Genomic DNA, 18,544 nt, shown 5'->3' with positions numbered 1-18,544 from the left:
GGGGCAGTGTAAGTTATTTCCGATATTAGCCACGGATGGAAAACGTGTCATGAGAGAGTGGGTAGCTTAAAAAGAGAAATATCCGACAGGCAATAGGACTATCGGATGAGGAAATGGCAGAGCAGTGCGAACGCCGCGGACTGAAAGGCGTGTAGACCATGCAAAGATAGCCTTTGGCCTGTCTCGGCGTTGCGTTTCTGACCCTACAGTCCCTGTTGCAGCACAGGGTCATCCGGGTTCTGCTGTTCGAGCTCGGCCAGCAGAATCTGCACGTTCTGCAGCTGACCGTTCTCTTTCCAGTACTGGATCAGCAGCACTCTGGCCTTGCGATTGGCGGGCTGGTTTTGAACGATCTGAGTCAACTGCCGCTGTGCCGCTTCAAGCTCGTTCAACGAGTGCAGGGCAACCGCCAGGTCATAGCGATAGTCGTTGTTATCGGGCGCCAGTTCCGTGGCCTTGGCCAGGCTGAGCACGGCGAATTCAGCCTGGCCGTGGTTCAGCAGCCACATGCCGAGGGCATGCTGGAGCAGGGACGAGCCAGGGTTATGCTCGAGCAGTTGCGCGAAAAGGCTGCGCGCCTGCTCGGCCTGGCCCTTGCGGTCCAGTAATTCGATATGCGCCAGCGCTGCTTCGATATTGCCCGGGTCCAGCGCGGTGGCGCGCTGTAGCGCCGCGAGCGCGGGTTCCAGGTCGCCGGTCTGCAGATACAGCCTGGCCAGTTGCAGCTGGTTTTGTGCGCTTTGCGGCTGGCTCTTGAGTGACTCCTGAAACGCCTCGGCACTTTGCTGCAGAACGGCAAAGTACAGGCCCAGCTCATCAGGTGAGAGGCCAAGCAGGGCGCTGGTGGCGCGAAACCTGACGGATTGTTCGGCGTCATCCAGCAGGGGGCCGAGCAACAGACTGCGCTGACTGTTGGAGACCAGCCTGACACTGACATCGATGGCCGCTTCGCGCACTTGCGCGGACGGGTTACTCAAGGCCGCATCAAGCAACTTGAGGGCCTGGGGGCTGGGATAGTCGCTCAGTTCGGCGAGCAGGCTGATGCGTTGCGTGTCAGACAGGTCAGTCCGTCCCAGTTGTTGATACAGCACGCGCGCGGCACCCGGTTTACCGTCGTGTGCCTGTTCCAGCGCCTGGGCATAGGTATGACTCAACCTGGCGGGCGCGGTCTGGACGGGCGTGCGCCACCACCAGAAAACCAGCGAAAGCATCAGCAGCGCTGCAGCCGCTGCGCCGATCAGCCAGCGACGTCGAGAAGTGGGTTGAGGCGATAACCCCATGGTAGAAAGTCTGGGCATATCGATTTCCAATGCTTGACGGGTTGCAGCTTCGGGGAGTGGCTGGCAGCTGTCAAACGGCAATCATGATGCAGCCGGATTTCAGGCAAAAAAAGCCCCGCGGCCTGATCGGGCGCGGGGGTTTTTTTACCGGTTTTTCAGGTTCAGGCCTGAGGTTGCCAGCCGCCACCCAGTGCCTTGTAAATGGCCACGATGCCACGGTACAGCTCGATTTCTGCCTGCGCCTGAGCATCCTCGGCTGCCAGACGTTCGCGCTCGGCATCCAGCAGGACCAGGAAGTCCGCCGTGCCTTCTCGATATTGCACCGAGGCCAGCCTGGCCGCCGAGCGACTCGCATCGCTCTGGCGCATCAGCGAGACCAGCCGCTGCTGGCGTTTGTCGTAATCGCTGAACGCGTTCTCCGACTCCTCCAGAGCAAGCAGTACCTGCTGCTCGTAGTTGGCCAGTGCGCCCTCGGCGTCGGCGTCGGCACTGCGAATCTGCGCCCGGACACTGCCCAGATCGAAGGCCGCCCAGGTGATGCTCGGCCCCAGCGACCAGGCTCTGGCCGCTGACGAACCGATCTGCGAGCCGCGCCCAGCGGTAAAGCCCAGAAAACCGCTCAGACTGACCCTCGGGAACAGGTCGGCAGTCGCGACGCCGATACGTGCGGTCGAGGCAGCGAGTTGTCGCTCGGCTGCACGGATGTCCGGCCGATTGCGCAGCACTTGCGTCGGGTCGCCGATCGGCAAGGCCTTGGCGATGGCAGGCAGCTTGCTCGGGCTCAAGTCGACGCTGAGGTTTTCCGGGCGCTCGCCCAGTAACGTGGCGATACGATTGCGTTGGCGAGCCTGCTCGGCCTGCAACTGTGGAACGGTGGCCTCGACGGCAGCCAGTCGTGCCTCTGCACGTACCACATCCAGCTCGTTGCCCACGCCCGCATCACGCAATTGCGTAGTCACGTCCTGAGAACTCTGCTGGTTTTTCAGGTTGTCGCGGGCAATGGCTTCACGCAGCTGTGCGCCGCGCAGTTGACCGTAGGCGTCGACCACCTCGGCAATCAGCGTGACCTGAAGCTGATAGAGGTTGGCCTCTGCAGCATCCTGATCGGCATCGCTGGCTTCCAGTTGGCGCTGAATACGCCCGAACAGGTCCACTTCCCACGCCATGTCCAGGCCCAGGTCGTAGCGCTCGCTGTTGACCCGGCGCTCGGTGATGCCGGGTTGCTGACCCTTGCCGATGTCACTGCTGGCGCGACTGGTCACCACGGGCATCACATCGTTGGCGACGTCATCGCGTATGGCCCGCGCCGACTTGAGGCGGGCGAAGGCGACGCGCAGATCGCGGTTGCCGTCCAGTGACCTGGCCACCAGTTTATTGAGGGTCGGATCCTCGAACTGCTGCCACCACACCCTGTCCACTTTGCTGCGGTCATAGTTGCCCTGGGCGGCGGACGCCAGTTTGGCTGGCGCCGTGACCGGTGCCTGGTAGTCCGGGCCCACGGCGCAGGCCGCCAGCGCCATGACCAGCAGGCTCGGGATGAAGACTTTGTAGGCGCTCATCAATGCATCTCCGCAGGCAGGTTTTGCTGGCTGTTTGCTCTGGCGGCCTTGCGGGCCTCCTGGCGTTCGACGTAATTACGGATAAGCACGTAGAACACCGGCGTCAGCAGCAGGCCGAAGAAAGTGACCCCCAGCATCCCGGAGAACACCGCGACACCCATGGCATGGCGCATCTCGGCACCCGCGCCGCTGGACAGCACCAGCGGCACGACCCCCATGATGAAGGCGAACGAGGTCATCAGGATCGGACGCAGACGCAGGCGGCATGCTTCCAGTACCGCATCCAGCGGGCTCATCCCTTCGGCCTGTTTGTCCTTGGCGAACTCGACGATCAGAATCGCGTTCTTGCACGCCAGGCCTACCAGTACGATCAGGCCGATCTGCGTGAAGATATTGTTGTCGCTGCCGGCGATCATCACCCCGGCAATCGCCGAGAGCAGGGTCATCGGTACGATCAGGATCACCGCCAGCGGCAGGCTCCAGCTTTCGTATTGAGCCGCCAGTACCAGAAACGCCAGCAACACACAGAGCGGGAACACGAACAGCGCGGTATTGCCCGAAAGGATCTGCTGATAGGTCAGGTCGGTCCATTCGTAGATCATGCCGGTGGGCAGTTCCTCGCGAAGCAGTTTCTCGACCGCCGCCTGAGCCTGGCCAGAGCTGTAGCCTGGTGCTGCTGCACCGTTGATTTCAGCAGTGATGAAGCCGTTGTAGTGCATGACGCGGTCGGGGCCGGCGGTGTCGCTGACCTTGACGAAGGTCGCCAGCGGGATCATCTCGCCCAGGTTATTGCGCACCTTGAGCTGGCCGATCTGGTCGGCATCCTGGCGGAACTGCTGCTCAGCCTGGACATTGACCTGATAAGTGCGGCCGAACCGGTTGAAGTCGTTGGCATACAACGACCCCAGATACACCTGCAGCGTGTCGAAAATATCGCTGACTGCCACGCCGTGGGTCTTGGCCTTCTCGCGGTCAATCGCGGCATCGACTTGCGGTACGTTCACCGTGTAGCTGGTAAACAGCCCGGCCAGTTCCGGCACGCTGCGGCTTTTGGCGATGATGTTCTGGGTTTCCTTGTACAGCTCGTCATAGCCCAGGTTGCCACGGTCCTCGATCTGCAGACGGAAGCCGCCGATGGTGCCCAGGCCTTGTACCGGTGGTGGCGGGAAGATCGCCATGTAGGCTTCCTGAATCGAGGCGAACTGACCGTTCAGCGCGCCGGCAATCGCGTTGGCCGAGAGGCTCGGGTCCTTGCGCTCGTCGAACGGCTTGAGGGTCACGAACACCACGCCGTTATTCGGGCTGTTGGTGAAGCCGTTGATCGACAGACCCGGGAAGGCAATGGCGTCCTGCACGCCAGGCTGCTTGAGGGCCAGCTCCGACATGCGTTTGATGACATCCTCGGTGCGGTCCAGGCTCGCGGCGTCCGGCAACTGGGCAAATGCGACCAGGTATTGCTTGTCCTGGCTCGGGACGAAACCGGTCGGTGTGCTGGCAAAGCCCATCCAGGTCAAAACCATCAGGCCCGCGTAAACCAGCAAGGCAATGCCGCTGCTGCGAATGACCCTGGCAACGGTGCCGACATAGCCGTGGCTGGCTTTCTCGAAAAAGCGGTTGAACGGGCGGAACAGCCAGCTGCCGAGCATTCTGTCGAGGAAGCGCGAGAAGCGATCCTTGGGCGCGTCATGACCTTTGAGCAATACCGCCGCCAGTGCAGGCGACAGAGTCAGCGAGTTGAAGGCGGAAATGACCGTCGAAATGGCGATGGTCAGCGCGAACTGCTTATAGAACTGACCGCTGAGTCCGGAGATGAATGCCGCAGGCACGAACACGGCGCACAGCACCAGCGCCGTCGCGATGATCGGCCCTGTTACTTCAGCCATGGCCTTGTGCGTGGCAGCGACCGGTTCCAGGCCCAGCTCGATGTTCCGTTCGACGTTCTCCACTACCACGATGGCATCGTCGACCACGATACCGATCGCCAGTACCAAACCGAACAAGGACAGCGCGTTCAGCGAGAAACCGAACATGTGCATGACCGCAAAGGTGCCGATCAGCGAGACCGGTACGGCCACCAGCGGAATGATCGATGCGCGCCAGGTCTGCAGGAACAGGATCACCACCAGCACGACCAGTATCAGTGCTTCGAACAGCGTGTGAATCACCGCCTCGATGGAACCGCGGACGAAGATCGTCGGGTCATAGACGATGCTGTAGTCCATGCCTTCCGGGAAGCTTTGCTTGAGCTCGGCCATTCGTGCCCGTACATCGTTGGAGATGTCGATGGCGTTGGAGCCGGGACGCTGGAAGATCGGGATCGCTACCGCAGGCTGATTATTCAGCAACGAGCGCAGCGCATACTGGCTGGAGCCCAGTTCGATGCGTGCAATGTCCTTGAGGCGAGTGATTTCGCCATCGGCACCGGCGCGCACGACCACGTTTTCGAACTCCTCCTCACTGACCAGGCGGCCCTGGGTGTTGATCGACATCTGAAAGCTGGTGGCATTCGGCGAGGGCGGGGAGCCCAGCTGACCAGCGGCTACCTGACGGTTCTGTTCGCGAATCGCATTGACCACATCAGTGGCGGTCAGGTTGCGTGAGGCGGTCTTGTTCGGGTCGAGCCAGACCCGCAGCGAATAATCGCCCATGCCGAACAGCTGCACATCACCGACGCCGCCCAGTCGCGCCAGCTCATCCTTGATGTTGAGCACGGCGTAGTTGGACAGGTACAGCATGTCGTAGCGTTTGTCCGGCGAGGTCAGGTGCACAACCATGGTCAGGTCGGGGGAGGCCTTGTCCACGGTGATGCCGATGCGTGTCACTTCTTCAGGCAGCTTCGGCTCGCTGCGGGTCACGCGGTTCTGCACCTGCACCTGCGCATTGTCCAGGTCAGTACCCAGTGCAAAGGTGATGGTGAGGGTCAGCTTGCCATCGGCAGTGGCCTGCGAAGACATATAGAGCATGCCTTCGACACCGGTAATTGCCTGTTCCAGTGGCGAGGCCACGGTTTCGCCGATCACCTTGGGGTTGGCGCCGGGGAAGTTGGCGCGTACCACCACGGTTGGCGGCACGACTTCCGGGTATTCACTGATCGGCAGCTGGAACAGCGAGATGGCACCGGCGATCAGGATCAGCAGCGACAACACTGCGGCGAAGATCGGCCGTGAAATAAAGAATTTGGAGAAGTTCATCGGACGAGTCCCTTAGCCGCGCGGCGCGGCAGCGCTGGCGATTTTGACGGCCGCTTTGGGCGCCACTTGTGGCAGGTTGCTGGCTTCAAGGGCCTGGCGTTGTTTGAGCAGTGCGGCGAGGGTGTCGGCGCTGGCCATCGGAGTGACTTCAGGGTCTACAGGCTGGCCGGGACGTACGCGCTGCAAGCCTTTGACGACGATGGTGTCATCCTTGCCCAGGCCATTGCGCACAATGCGCAGGCCTTCGATTTTCGGCCCCAGCTCGACAGCCCGGTAGGCAGGCTTGTTGTCCTTGTCCATGACCAGCACAAACTTCTTGCCCAGGTCGGTGCCCACTGCTTCGTCATTGATCAGCACGGCCGAGTAAGTGCCGCTGCCCACCAGTTTCAGGCGCGCATACAGGCCGGGAGTGAACGCACCGTCGGCGTTATCGAACACGGCGCGGCCACGAATGGTGCCGGTCCTCGGGTTGACCTGATTGTCGACAAAGTTCATCTGGCCCAGATGCGGGTTGCCGGGTTCGTTGGACAGCCCCAGATACACCGGCGTGCTCTGACCGCGCTGGCCTTTGCGGGCCAGTTCGGTGTACTTGAGGAACACGCGCTCGTCTGCGTCGAAGTAGGCGTAGACCTTGTCGGTGGAAACCACGCTGGTCAGGGCAGTGACATCGGCGGTGACAATGTTGCCGGCGGTGATTTCGGCACGACTTACGCGGCCTGAAATCGGTGCGGTGACACGGGTGAAACTGAGGTTCAGTCTAGCCAGGTCCAGTTGCGCCTGAATGGCCGCGACACCGGCCTTGGCTTCCTGCGCCGAGGTGGTACGCGATTCGGCCAGCTCGGCGGAAATCGCATTGTTGCTGCGCAGACGCTCGCCACGCTGGGCTTCGCTGTCACTGCGCGAAGCGACTGCGCGGGCCTGTTGCAACTGGGCTTCGAGACGGCGGACTTCCGACTGGAAAGGGCGAGGGTCGATCTGGAACAGCAGGTCACCTTTCTTGACCAGCGAGCCGTCGGTGAAGGCTACCTGGTCGATCTGACCGGAGACCCTTGGGCGAACTTCGACCGTTTCAGGTGCTTCGAGACGACCGGTAAATTCATCCCACTCGTTGACTGGCTGTTCCAGTACCTTGGCCACACTGACTTTGGCTGCGCCAGGCGCACTGGTGGCTTCCGGCGCACGGCCGCAGGCACTGATGACGATCAAGGCGAGGGCGGTGAGAGGGTAGCGCAGATGGCTGATTGTCTGGTGCATGGGAAGTTCCGCCAATAGTGAAGAATGGGGCGGATTCTGTTGCGCACGGGGTGTTATTAACGAATCGAATAAACCGAAGGTTACTATCACTGGCAATGATGAGTACCCATAGGTCTTCGAAAACCTGCAGTCGGGTGACCCGCAGGGTGGATGGCGGTCAGGCATTCGGGGCTGAGAATGCTCACCTTATGGTGAGCCAAAAAAGCTCATGTCATATTGCTATCTCTTCGATCAATCTTTGCAATCGCCGCGGCTATCAAGTTCGCCAGCGACCAGTCGATCCTTGGTTATTGCGATAAATCCCGAGGAAAAGTTTGATGAAGTCGACATGGCTGGACAATTTGAAGGTCAGCAAAAAGCTGAGTGTAGGCTTCGGTCTGATACTGCTGGGTGTGATGACGGTCACCGCGATCGGTTACCTCAGCACCAACCTGCTGATCGAGCGGCTGGGCAAGGCAGCCAGGGTTTCTGAGGTGAAGGCCGATGCGCTGAGCCTCAGGATCGCTGCGCAGGCCTATACCGCCAAGCCTGACGCGAGTAATTCGCAGGGCTACACGGCCGCCCTGGACAATCTGGGCAAGACCATCGAGGAAGGCCTGAAGATTCTGACCGTTCCGGCCAACGCCGATATCCTCAGAGGTATTCGCGATCAGGCGGGTGGCTTGAGACAAACGTTCAGTCAATTGGTCGATAACAATCGGCAAATTGATCAGGCCATGCAGCCGCTGATCACCATTTCCGAACAAGTGAGCGGAAGCTTTGAGACACTCCTGCAAAAGACCTTGGACGACGTTTCCCGCTCGCTGGATCAAAGCGGTATCGACCAGGTAAAGATTGCTGGCGACCTGCGCAATGGCATGACCAATTTTCGCTTGGTGTTTCGCCGTTATATCAGTATCCCGACCGCTGAAAACAGGCAGATCACCTTCGATGCTGCCGACTCACTGATCGCTCAGGTGAGCAGTGCGCGCAACCAATTGCCGAACAAGGCCGGCCCGGCGGTGGATGAGGCGCTCGCGGCGCTGCAACAGTACAAGTCGTTGATGGTCTCCATCTCGCAACTGATGCAACAGAACGATCAGATTCGCGACAGCCTTCGCCAGCAGTCAATGGACGTCGTCACCAGTACCGAAAAGCTGATGGCGGGCCAGGTAGTCAGTGCCAATAAAGAAAAAGACAGCGCCGTAACCCAGTTGCTCACGGTGGCGGTGATCGTATTGCTGCTGGGCATCTTCGCGGCGATTCTGATTACCCGTCAGATTACCCGTCCGCTCGATTCCACGGTGATCGCTGCGCGTCGAATTGCCGACGGCGATTTGACCAATGACCTCAGCACCACTCGCCAGGATGAGCTGGGCCTGCTGCAAAACACCATGCAACACATGACCGTATCGCTGCGTACCCTGATTGGCGGTATCAGCAATGGTGTGACACAGATCGCCACGGCGGCCGAGGAGCTTTCAGCCGTCAGCGAACAGACCAGCGCGGGCGTTACTCAGCAGAAACTGGAAGTCGACCAGGTGGCGACCGCCATGAACCAAATGGCGTCCACCGTTCAGGAAGTGGCGCAGAACACTGAAGATGCATCGCAGGCCGCCAGACAGGCCAGTGACCGCGCAACCCACGGCAGCAGTGTGGTGCAAAACGCCACGCGTGAAATCAGCCAGCTTGCCGGTGAAGTGGGGCAACTGGGCGAGGCCATGCAGCGCCTGATTCAGGACAGTGACAAGATCGGCGGTGTCATTGATGTGATCAAGGCGGTCGCGGAACAAACCAACCTGTTGGCCCTCAACGCGGCGATCGAAGCCGCACGTGCGGGTGAGCAGGGGCGCGGCTTTGCCGTGGTGGCCGATGAGGTGCGCTCGCTGGCTCAGCGTACACAGTCATCCACGACTGAAATCGAGGCGCTGATAAAGTCCTTGCAGGATGGCACCGGCGCGGCATCGGATCTGATGAATGCCAGCCGTCAACGTACCGAAGGCACCGTGGCGCTGGCGCGGCAGGCCGAAGAATCGTTGCTTGAAATCACTCATTCGATTGTGACCATCGAACAGATGAGCCAACAGATTTCTGCTGCCGCTGAAGAGCAGAGCGCCGTCACCGACGAAATCAATCGCAGTGTCATCAGCGTACGGGACATCGCCGACCAGTCGGCTACGGCCACCGAACAAAGCGCAGCGTCTACCGTGGAGCTGGCGCGCCTGGGCAGCAACCTGCAAGGCATGGTTGCGCGCTTCCGGATCTGATTGCAGCCACTTTCAAAAAGTCGCGAGGCCCAAAAGTCTCATCCTGTAAAAAGAGCGGCGCTGGCAATCAGCGCTGCTCCACCCTCTGCAGAAACCTTCGAGTCCGCTCGTTTTGCGGATTCAGCAGAATTTCGCTCGGGGTGCCGTCCGCCACGATGCGCCCGCCCTCCATGAACAGCACCCGGTCAGCGATGTCCTGAGCGAATTTCATCTCGTGGGTCACCAGTAACATGGTCATCTGAAACTCGTGGGCAATCGAGCGAATTACCGCCAGTACCTCGCCGACCAGCTCAGGGTCGAGCGCTGACGTGACTTCATCGAACAACATGACCTGCGGACGCATGGCCAGTGCTCTGGCAATCGCTACACGTTGTTGCTGACCACCGGAGAGCTGGCTCGGATAGGCATCGGCCTTGTGAGCGAGCCCGACCAGCCCGAGGTATTGATGCGCGCGTTCAAGGGCCTCTTCGCGAGGCAGCCTGAGTACCCGTAGCGATGCTTCGGTGACATTTTCCTGCACGGTGAGGTGTGGGAACAGATTGAACTGCTGGAACACCATGCCTACCCGATGTTCCACCGGAGCCTTGCGTGCGCCAGGCCAGTGCCATCCGGATGTGCGCGCGGGCACTGCTTCGCCTGCGACTTCTATGCTGCCTTGCTGATAGTTTTCCAGCCCCTTGATGAGGCGCAATACCGTTGATTTACCCGAGCCACTGGGGCCGATCAAGGCGACTTTCTGACCTTGAGGAATGCTCAGGTTCAGATGGTCGATGATCCGGTTGCGGCCGAAGTCCTTGACCACGTGTTTCAGCTGTATCTGCGCAGTGGTGACGGGTGGGGTTGCGGTGTGTGCGAGATCAGACATGGCTGCGCCTTTCCAGGTATTTGAACAGCAACGAGGTCGGCACACTGATCGCCAGAAACATCAGCGCCATCACTGTGTACGGTTCGTTGTAACGATAGGTCATGCCGGCGACCTGCTTGGCAGCCTGAAACAGTTCAGGGATGGTGATCACCGCCAGAAGCGGCGTTTCCTTGAACATGCCGATCAGGTAATTGCCGAGCACCGGCAGCATGGGTTTCAACGCCTGCGGCAGGATGATGCGCCGCCAGGTGTCGCCACGATTGAAATCAAGGGCGCGTGCGGCTTCCCACTGTCCGGCCGGGATGTCGTCAATGGCACCGCGATACGCTTCGGCGATATAGGCCGCGTAATAGCAGCCAAGACCTATCACACCGGTGGTGATCGCCGGGAAGGTGATGCCCGCCAGCGGCAGCGCGAAGAACAGCACATACAACTGGACCATCAACGGCGTATTACGGAAAAAGCTCAGGTAGCCTTTGCTCAGGCGATGCACGATGGTTATCTGCGAGCGCAGTGTCAGGGCCAGGATCAGACCGAGCAAAACCGCGAGCAGGAACCCCAGCACCACGACCTGCACGGTCACCAGCAAGCCCTGAAACAGCTCCGGCAGAATCGACCAGACGAATGCGATATCAAACTCCATCGTTCATCCCCTGGCCGTGCGCCACGCGGTGGCGTGCTGCTCATAACGCTTGACCAGCCAGCTCAATGGCCAGGCCATCACGAAATAGCACACCAGCACGATGCTCCAGATCAGCGTTTGCTGGCCCAGCGTGGTGATCAATTGACTGCCGGTAAAGGTCAGGTCGGTGAGGGTGATGAGTGAGACCAGTGACGTGGTTTTCAGCAGCTCGACCAATTGATTACCCATCGGCGGGATCATAAACGGCAGGGCCTGCGGCAGAATGATTCGCCGAAACGCGCTTATCGGCCCGAAGTCCAGCGCACGCACAGCGTCACGTTGACCCTGGCTGACGTTGATCAATGCCGAACGAATGATTTCCGCGCCATACGCCGAAAACGTCAGGCCCAGCCCCAGCACGCCGGTGGTCATGGGGGACAGGCGGATGCCGAACAGCGGCAGAATGAAGAACAGGTAAAACAGCAGCACCAATGCCGAGATGCCACGCAGCACCTCGACATACACCGTGGCGAACCAGCGTAACGCCCGGAATGGCGACAGGCGCATCAGGGCGATTACAAACGAGAGCACCAGTACCAGCAGTTCGGCAAGCACGGTGATCTGCAGGGTGATCCAGGCGCCGTGGGCCAGTTGTCTGGCAATGAAACCTGCGGTTTCCAGTGTTGCAGCATCAACAGGCATGGCCGTACTCGTGTGGGTCAGGGCCGTTTACTGCGCGCCCTTGCGGGGCGGGGCAGATCATGGGTTGCAGCGTTGGGCTGCGGTGATGGCCGGGTCAGCCAGTTCGTTTTCGGTATAGCCGTACTTCTGCAGGATTTTCAGCAGCTCGCCCGACGCCCGGAGTTTGGCCAGTTGTTCGTTGAAGGCCTGTTCGAAGGCCGGATCGTTTTTTGGCAGGCCGTAGGCGTGGTAATTCCAGCCCGGTTTGCCACTGGCGTCCGGAATCTGCTCGAAAGGCAAGGCGCGCTCGATGTCCGGACTGTTGGCTTTCTTGATCAGACTGATAACTTCGGCGTCCGGGAAATACACCACGTCCACGCGACCCGCCTGCAAGGCGGCCAATGCCTCGGTGTCCTTGTCGAACAACACCACGTTGCCGTTGGCGATACCGCTGTCTTTGGCTTCCTGAACCTGATTGCTGCCAGGTTGAGTGGCCAGGCGCACCTTGGCGTTGCTGGCGACGTCCTTGAGGCTGTGCAGGTTCAGCGGGTTGCCGGTTTTGACAATGAACGCACCGCCGGATCGCGTCACCGGGTTGGAGAACGCGATGACCTTGCAGCGATTCGGATTGATGAACAGGCCTGCACCGATCAAGTCGAAACGACCTGCTGCCAGACCCGGCACCAGCGAACCGAAGTCAGTGATAGGCGTCTCGATCTGCTTGATGCCCAGCGGTTCGAGAATCGCCCGCAGTATCTCGACGTTGGCCCCGGTGGCTTTGCCATCGGTGCCGATGTAGGCATAGGGCTGTTCATTGGCGATGCCAGCGGTCAGGCCGTCAGTGCGGCCTTTTTCCAGCAGTCCGGCCAGGGCAGGGAATGAAACGACGGCATTCAGCAGCAGCGCTAAACCCATCAGGGCTGGGAACGACAGGGGGTTGATGCCTTTCATTGCGGGTGCTCGAAGTAGGGGGATGGGGGCTTGTTGCTGATGCGGCCTGAACATGCGAGTCAGGTGCGCAAGGTAGCCTGGTCTTGCCTGCATCCTGCTTCGGCAACGTTTGGTGCATAAGACGAAACTCTATAGCTATTAAAAAGATAATTTAAATATCGATAAGGAATATGCATATACGCAGTCGCCGAGGCCATGGGTTTCAAACGTCGTGCGACCCATTGATGCAAGCCCAGGTATTTGTCAGTGCGTCCCTGTTTGTAACTCCAGACGCCGGCCAGGTATCGCGGCAATCAACTCCTGGGTGTAAGCCGCTTCAGGCCTGGCAAAAACATCCTCGGCCAGACCCTGCTCGACGGTCTTGCCATGCTTGAGCACCAGTACCTGATGGGCAACGCTGGCGACCACTGCAAGGTCGTGGGACACCAGCACGTAGGCGATGCCCGATTCGGCTTGCAGCTCGACCAGCAAGTCGAGAATCTGCGCCTGCACCGACACGTCCAGTGCCGAAACCGGCTCATCGAGCAGCAGCAGATCGGGCTGCAGGGCCAGCGCTCTGGCAATGGCAATCCGCTGACGCTGGCCACCGGAAAGCTCGCGGGGCAGGCGGTCCAGATAGGCCAAGGGCAACTGCACTCGCTCTATCAACCGGCGTGCGGCCTGCTCCAGTTCGCGGCCTTTGAGCAGGCCGAACGAGACCAGGGGTTCGACGATGCTTTCGAATAACGTGAAGCGTGGGTCAAGGGCCGCGAACGGGTTTTGCTGCACTAACTGGATACGCCGCCGCAGCGGTCTGAATTCGCGCCAGCCCAGGTCGGTGACATCCTGGCCGTCCAGCTGCACTCGTCCGTGGGTGGGTTTTTCCAGACCCAGTGCGATGCGCAACACAGTACTTTTACCAGAGCCGGACTCGCCGACGATGGCCAGGGTCTGGCCGGGATACACCTTGAAGTTGACGTCTTGCAGCGCCTGGAAGTCGGCGTCTTCGCCTTTCACGTAGGGCAGACGATAGGTCTTGCCGATGTTGCTCAGGGTCAGCAGAGGTGTGTCGCTGCTCGCGACCGGTCGCACTGTTGCCGGGCTCTTGCGCTGGCCGAAAGCCGGTGCTGCGGCGATCAGTGCGCGGGTATAGACATGGCGAGGCGCGATGAGTATCTGTTGCGGAGGGCCTTGTTCGACCAGTTCGCCTTTGTTCATCACCAGCACTCGATCGGCCCGGTCGGCCGCCACGCCCAGATCGTGGGTGATGATCACCAGGGAAATACCACGCTCGGCCACCAGACGTTGCAGATGATCAAGGATCTTGCGTTGTACCGTCACGTCCAGCGCGCTGGTGGGCTCGTCGGCGATGATCAGGCGAGGATTGCCCGCCAACGCGATGGCGATCAGCACGCGCTGACGCATGCCACCGGACAGTTCGTGCGGATACTGGCGGGCGCGCAATACCGGCCTGTCCAGACCGACCTGCTGCAGCAACTCCAGCACATCGGCATCCACTGCCGGGTAACGCCGGCCGTGGGCCTGAATCAGTGCTTCAGCGATTTGTCGCCCGATGCGCAGGGTAGGGTTGAGGCCGACCATCGGGTCCTGGGGCACCAGGCCGATGGTGCTGCCGCGAATTCGCCGTTTCTCGCGTTCGCCGGCATGGCCAAGATCGTGTCCATCGACGTGCAGCTCGCCGCCGGTAATGGCGGCATTGTCCGGCAACAGGCCGAGTATGGCGTTGGCCATCGTCGACTTGCCGGAGCCGGATTCGCCGACAATCGCCACAGTTTCACCTCGGGCGACCTGAAAGGACACGTTGCGCACGGCTAGGTTGATCTGGCCGTCGAAGCGGTAGGCGACACTCAGATGACGAATGTCGATCAGTTGAGCGGTATCGGTCATCGTTGAGTCTCTTCTAGAGTGCGGGCGATGTGGTTGAAGCTGAACACTACGCCAACCACGAACAGGCCCGGCAACAGCGACACCCAAGGTGCAGTCATCAGAAAATGGCGGCCGTTGGCAATCAGCGTGCCCCACTCGGCGGCCGGTGGTTCGGCGCCGAAACCCAGAAAACTCAGCCCGGCAGTCGCCAGAATCGCCGCGCCGAAGTCCAAAGTTGCCAGCACCGCCACCGGGCCCCAGGCGTTCGGCAGGATGTGGCGCAGCAGGGTTCGCGTCCAGCTTGCACCGCCCAGCCGCGCGGCCTCGACGTAAGGCAGGGTCTTGACGCGCAATACTTCGGCGCGGGTGGTGCGCGCGAATCCGGGGATGATCCCTACACCGACCGCAATGGCCACCGGAAGGGTGCCGAACCCGATGGCGGTGACAATCGCCAGCGCCAGTAGCAAGCCGGGCAGGGCCAGCAATACATCGATCAGACGCATGATCACTGCATCGATGCGCCCGCCTGCGAAACCGGAAATCACCCCCAGGCTCAGGCCACCGGCCATGGCGATGCCCACCGCCAGCAATGCGGCCTGTACCGACAGGCTCGATCCATGCACCACGCGGGTATAAAGATCACGGCCCAGCTCGTCGGTGCCAAACCAGTGCGCGGCATTCGGGGCGGCGAGCTTGTCGGCAGGCGAGGTGGCATAAGGTGCGTAGTTGCTCAGCAGATTGGGTGCCAGCGCGGCCAGCAGCGCAAAGGCGACCATTGCCACAGCGAGCAGAAACCCCGGGCGGCGCAGCAGGGGCCTGGCGGCCTCCACGGCGCGACTCAGGCTGCTGCGTCGCTGCCACTGCGCGGCAGGTGCGTTTTTGCCGGGAAGGTTTTGACTGGGATCAACAAGGCGGGTCAGGCACGCAAGGCGGTTGTCGAAGATAGTCATGGCGTCAGGAGACCTTTGGCGTGTGGGCGATGCGCGGATCCAGCGCGGGGTACAGCAGGTCAACGATCAGATTGACCACGACGAACGCAGCTGCAGAGACCGCAACGATGGCCAGTACCACCGGGATGTCCTGGCGCAAAACGGCTTCCTGGGCAAGTCGACCGACCCCGGAGCGGGCGAAAATGGTTTCCACCAGCACTGCGCCGGACACGGTGTTGCCGACCTGCAGGCCGATCAGTGTGAGCAGCGGCAGGGCAGCATTCTTGAACGCATGGCGGGCCTGAACCTGCGCGCGAGTCAGGCCCTTGGCATAAGCGGTGATGATGTAGGGCTCTTTCCAGACGCCCTGAAAGCCACGTTGCAGGACCTGGGCGTACACCGCGGCGCTGGGGATCGCCAGCGTGACGGCGGGCAATATAAGGCTGGAGAATCCCTGATTGCCGGTCGCCGGGAACCAGCCAAGAGTGAACGCGAACAGTTGAATGAACAGCAGGCCCATCCAGAAGACCGGCACCGAGAAGCCCAGCGACGGCAGGCGTGACAAGGCGACTTTCAAGGGCTGCCAGCGTACGTAGGCGGTGAGATACGCCAGACCTGTCCCGCCGATCAGTGACAGAACAATGGCCAGCCCCGCAAGGCTCAGGGTTTGTGGCAGACGCTCGATCAGTAATTCCGAAACCGGGCGGTTGAGCGTCAGCGAATTGCCGAAGTCGCCATGTAACGCTCCCCACAGCAAATCGACGTATTGCTCGAAGATGCCGCGGTCCAGTCCGTAATAGAGCTTGGCCTTGGCGAGGTCCTGCGCGGACAGGGAGTCGATTTCGACACCCGAGGCGCTGAGCATGATCGACAGGCTGTCGCCGGGCAGCAGGTAAAGAATGAAATAGGTGACGCTGTAGGCACCCCAAAGTACCAGTAGCGCTTGCGCGATCCGACTGAGGATATAGCGACTCATGGCGTTGCCAACTCGATGTCGTTGAACAGCGCAAAGCCTTCCGCCGTCCAGTGGAAATTGCGTACGTTTTTCGCCGTGGCGGCTTGCCAGACGCGCTCGTAAACCGGGATCGCCGAGCCCTCGTCGACCAGCAGGTCCTGCAACTCGCCATAAGCCCTGGCGCGCTGTTCGCTTTGCGTGGCTGTCAGTCCTGCGTCGAACAGCTCAAGGGCCTTGGGCAGCGTTTCCGGCGCGTAAAGGTTGGTCGCCAGCGTCGAGCTGTTGGCACTGCGCGGGTCGATGATGGTCTGCAGAATGATCGGGTCGGCGCGGGTCATGTAGGTGGACGTCAGGTCATAATTGCCTGCCGCATTGGCCGCAGCCCACTCGGCGGTGGTCACCACGTTAAGCTTGAGCTCGATACCCACCTTGCGCAGTTGATCCTGAATCAGCACATCACCAGCGGTTTCGGCGGGGGACAGGTTGTAGGCCAGCTTCAGGCGCTTGCCTTCCTTATAACGATAGCCGTCGGCGTTTTTCTGCCAGCCCGCAGCGTCGAGCAGGCGCTCTGCACCTTGAGGGTCGTAGGTCAGTTTGTCGGCCTGGCTTTTATAAAACGGCGTGGTGACGTCGTAGATGCCGGAGACCACCGGGAATTGCGGGTTGTAAACGGTGGCTGCGTAGGTCTTGCGGTCGATTGCCTTTTGCAGGGCCAGGCGCACGTTGCGGTCGGCAAGAATGCGATTGCCACGCGTGTTGGGGTACAGGTTCAGCGCAGGTCCTGGCAGCGAACGGCTCTGAATGGTCGCGCCCCTGGACTTGAACAGGTTGAGGTCCACCTCGGAGAACGGATTGCGCGGCCAGAGGATGTCCACCTGCCCCTGAACGAACTGGCCGTTACGGACGCTTTCTTCCGGCACGTAGCTGACCTCGACCGCATCCAGATGCGCCTCGCCCTTGTTCTGCGCATTGGCCGATGGCCAGGCATAGCCCTTGCGTTTGATCAGGCGCAAACCGCTTTCAGGCGTGTAGCGCTCCAGCACGAATGGCCCGGTGCCAATGATCGCGCCCAACGAACGCTCCTTGACGCTGAGTGCGTAGGACTCTGGAGCAAGAATGGCGAGATTGGTGGTGGAGGTGGCTTGCAGGAAGCCCGCGTTGGGTTGGGCCAGCACCAGTTTGATGGTGAAGTCGTCCAGTACCTCGGCGTGGTCGTAACCTTTGAGGTAAGTGGCGCCGAAGGTGGCTGGCAGTTGTGCGGCGAACGACTTGTCCGCGTCGTAGGCCGTCTTCACCGCTTGAGCGTCGAAACGTGTGCCGTTGCTGAAGGTCACGTCCTTGCGCAAGTGAAAGGTATATTCCAGCGCGTTGTCACTGACTTCCCAGCGTTCTGCCAGCCAGGGAATGATCTTGCCGGTCTGCGGGTCCTGATCGGTCAGGGACTCGGCAATATTGCGCAGCACCACCCGATGCTCCAGCCAGTACACCTGAAAGGGGTCAAGGCTGACCAGCGTGGTGTTGTCTCTGAAGAACGCCACTTTGAGGGTTTTGGCTGCCTGGCCGTCCGGGCTGGAGGGTGAGCAGCCGAGCAGGGTAATGGCTGTGAAGGCGGCGAGCAGCAGGCGCGGGAGGAACGTGCGCCCAGTCATCGCACTGCGCTCCGGGGGGCGAGTCCAGTCGAAAAAGTCGAAGGCGGTGTACGGCGCATGGGAGGTCCTCTTCAAGTCGAGCACAGTGCTTCAGCACTGATTTCTTAAGACCGTATTCTTATGGTCATGCGCTGTAAAAGTCTTTTTTCTTCTAAGCTAATATAGGTTTTTGTGATTAATTTATTTTTTATTATGCTTATTTAGTATCTTTTAAGGCTTTATGTCCTTGGCAAACAGCGCTTTGTCAAAAACCAGACTTTTGGTCGTCGTCACTGAGTCCGATCAAAATCGTCCCTTTCATCGGCCAGACCCACGCCCGAAGTTGCAGCTGGCTGCTGGCAAATGCCCTGCGACCACTTGCACGCGATAAACCATGCAGCGATGGCGACGTCACTGGCGCTTGGTCGAAGACAATCTACGCTTGAGGTCGCAGAGACACGCCAGGGCAGGCGGACGGTGTCCTCTGGTCACCTCACAGTATTCAGGATTGAAAACG

General features: G+C 60.4%; 13 protein-coding genes and 1 pseudogene. 2 read left to right on the top strand and 12 right to left on the bottom strand.

Features of this window, described 5'->3' with window-relative positions; genetic code table 11:
* Nucleotides 1-203 precede the first annotated feature (203 nt).
* The 4 genes from PI739_RS20340 to mexE all read right to left on the bottom strand — a co-directional run bounded on the left by PI739_RS20340 (nucleotide 204) and on the right by mexE (nucleotide 7,284).
* Entirely contained in the window at nucleotides 204-1,298 is a 1,095-nt protein-coding gene (locus tag PI739_RS20340) for a HEAT repeat domain-containing protein (RefSeq protein WP_024663677.1), read from the bottom strand.
* 143 nt (nucleotides 1,299-1,441) lie between these two features.
* Nucleotides 1,442-2,839, bottom strand: coding sequence for an efflux transporter outer membrane subunit (locus tag PI739_RS20335; protein ID WP_003364436.1), 1,398 nt, complete (start codon nucleotides 2,837-2,839; stop codon nucleotides 1,442-1,444).
* On the bottom strand, nucleotides 2,839-6,030 hold the full coding sequence (locus PI739_RS20330) for an efflux RND transporter permease subunit (protein WP_024663676.1): 3,192 nt from the start codon (nucleotides 6,028-6,030) through the stop codon (nucleotides 2,839-2,841). Before PI739_RS20330 ends, PI739_RS20335 begins: the two co-directional genes overlap by 1 nt.
* A gap of 12 nt (nucleotides 6,031-6,042) precedes the next feature.
* Nucleotides 6,043-7,284, bottom strand: coding sequence for a multidrug efflux RND transporter periplasmic adaptor subunit MexE (gene mexE / locus PI739_RS20325; protein WP_004413738.1), 1,242 nt, complete (start codon nucleotides 7,282-7,284; stop codon nucleotides 6,043-6,045).
* 317 nt (nucleotides 7,285-7,601) lie between these two features.
* Here mexE and PI739_RS24975 point away from each other — a divergent pair.
* Nucleotides 7,602-8,624, top strand: a pseudogene (locus tag PI739_RS24975) (methyl-accepting chemotaxis protein); the annotation flags it as partial.
* Between the two features lie 33 nt (nucleotides 8,625-8,657).
* Nucleotides 8,658-9,530 carry a methyl-accepting chemotaxis protein gene (locus PI739_RS24970; protein ID WP_371857176.1) on the top strand — a complete coding sequence of 291 codons (873 nt, stop codon included), beginning with the start codon at nucleotides 8,658-8,660 and terminating at the stop codon, nucleotides 9,528-9,530.
* Nucleotides 9,531-9,597: 67 nt separating this feature from the next.
* Here the strand turns inward: PI739_RS24970 and PI739_RS20315 are convergent, their stop codons facing one another.
* The 8 genes from PI739_RS20315 to PI739_RS20280 all read right to left on the bottom strand — a co-directional run bounded on the left by PI739_RS20315 (nucleotide 9,598) and on the right by PI739_RS20280 (nucleotide 18,048).
* On the bottom strand, nucleotides 9,598-10,395 hold the full coding sequence (locus PI739_RS20315; protein ID WP_248670660.1) for an amino acid ABC transporter ATP-binding protein: 798 nt from the start codon (nucleotides 10,393-10,395) through the stop codon (nucleotides 9,598-9,600).
* Nucleotides 10,388-11,038, bottom strand: a complete 651-nt coding sequence (gene ehuD / locus PI739_RS20310) for an ectoine/hydroxyectoine ABC transporter permease subunit EhuD (RefSeq protein ID WP_004413732.1) — start codon at nucleotides 11,036-11,038, stop codon at nucleotides 10,388-10,390. Before ehuD ends, PI739_RS20315 begins: the two co-directional genes overlap by 8 nt.
* A 3-nt stretch (nucleotides 11,039-11,041) precedes the next feature.
* Entirely contained in the window at nucleotides 11,042-11,719 is a 678-nt protein-coding gene (gene ehuC, locus PI739_RS20305) for an ectoine/hydroxyectoine ABC transporter permease subunit EhuC (RefSeq protein ID WP_003383635.1), read from the bottom strand.
* Between the two features lie 57 nt (nucleotides 11,720-11,776).
* Nucleotides 11,777-12,649, bottom strand: coding sequence for an ectoine/hydroxyectoine ABC transporter substrate-binding protein EhuB (gene ehuB / locus PI739_RS20300; RefSeq protein ID WP_074806165.1), 873 nt, complete (start codon nucleotides 12,647-12,649; stop codon nucleotides 11,777-11,779).
* A 243-nt stretch (nucleotides 12,650-12,892) separates the two neighbouring features.
* Nucleotides 12,893-14,536 carry a dipeptide ABC transporter ATP-binding protein gene (locus PI739_RS20295; protein WP_122267302.1) on the bottom strand — a complete coding sequence of 548 codons (1,644 nt, stop codon included), beginning with the start codon at nucleotides 14,534-14,536 and terminating at the stop codon, nucleotides 12,893-12,895.
* Nucleotides 14,533-15,465: an ABC transporter permease gene (locus tag PI739_RS20290; RefSeq protein ID WP_004413727.1), complete on the bottom strand. Its 933-nt coding sequence runs from the start codon at nucleotides 15,463-15,465 to the stop codon at nucleotides 14,533-14,535. Before PI739_RS20290 ends, PI739_RS20295 begins: the two co-directional genes overlap by 4 nt.
* 4 nt (nucleotides 15,466-15,469) lie before the next feature.
* Entirely contained in the window at nucleotides 15,470-16,420 is a 951-nt protein-coding gene (locus PI739_RS20285) for an ABC transporter permease (RefSeq protein WP_003364415.1), read from the bottom strand.
* Nucleotides 16,417-18,048, bottom strand: a complete 1,632-nt coding sequence (locus PI739_RS20280) for an ABC transporter substrate-binding protein (RefSeq protein ID WP_248694494.1) — start codon at nucleotides 18,046-18,048, stop codon at nucleotides 16,417-16,419. Before PI739_RS20280 ends, PI739_RS20285 begins: the two co-directional genes overlap by 4 nt.
* Nucleotides 18,049-18,544 lie beyond the last annotated feature (496 nt).

This window comes from Pseudomonas cerasi (assembly GCF_027983475.1).
Lineage (GTDB): Bacteria > Pseudomonadota > Gammaproteobacteria > Pseudomonadales > Pseudomonadaceae > Aquipseudomonas > Aquipseudomonas cerasi.
The sequence above is the reverse complement of the archived record's forward strand: the minus strand, read 5'-3'. Positions and strand labels throughout refer to the sequence as shown.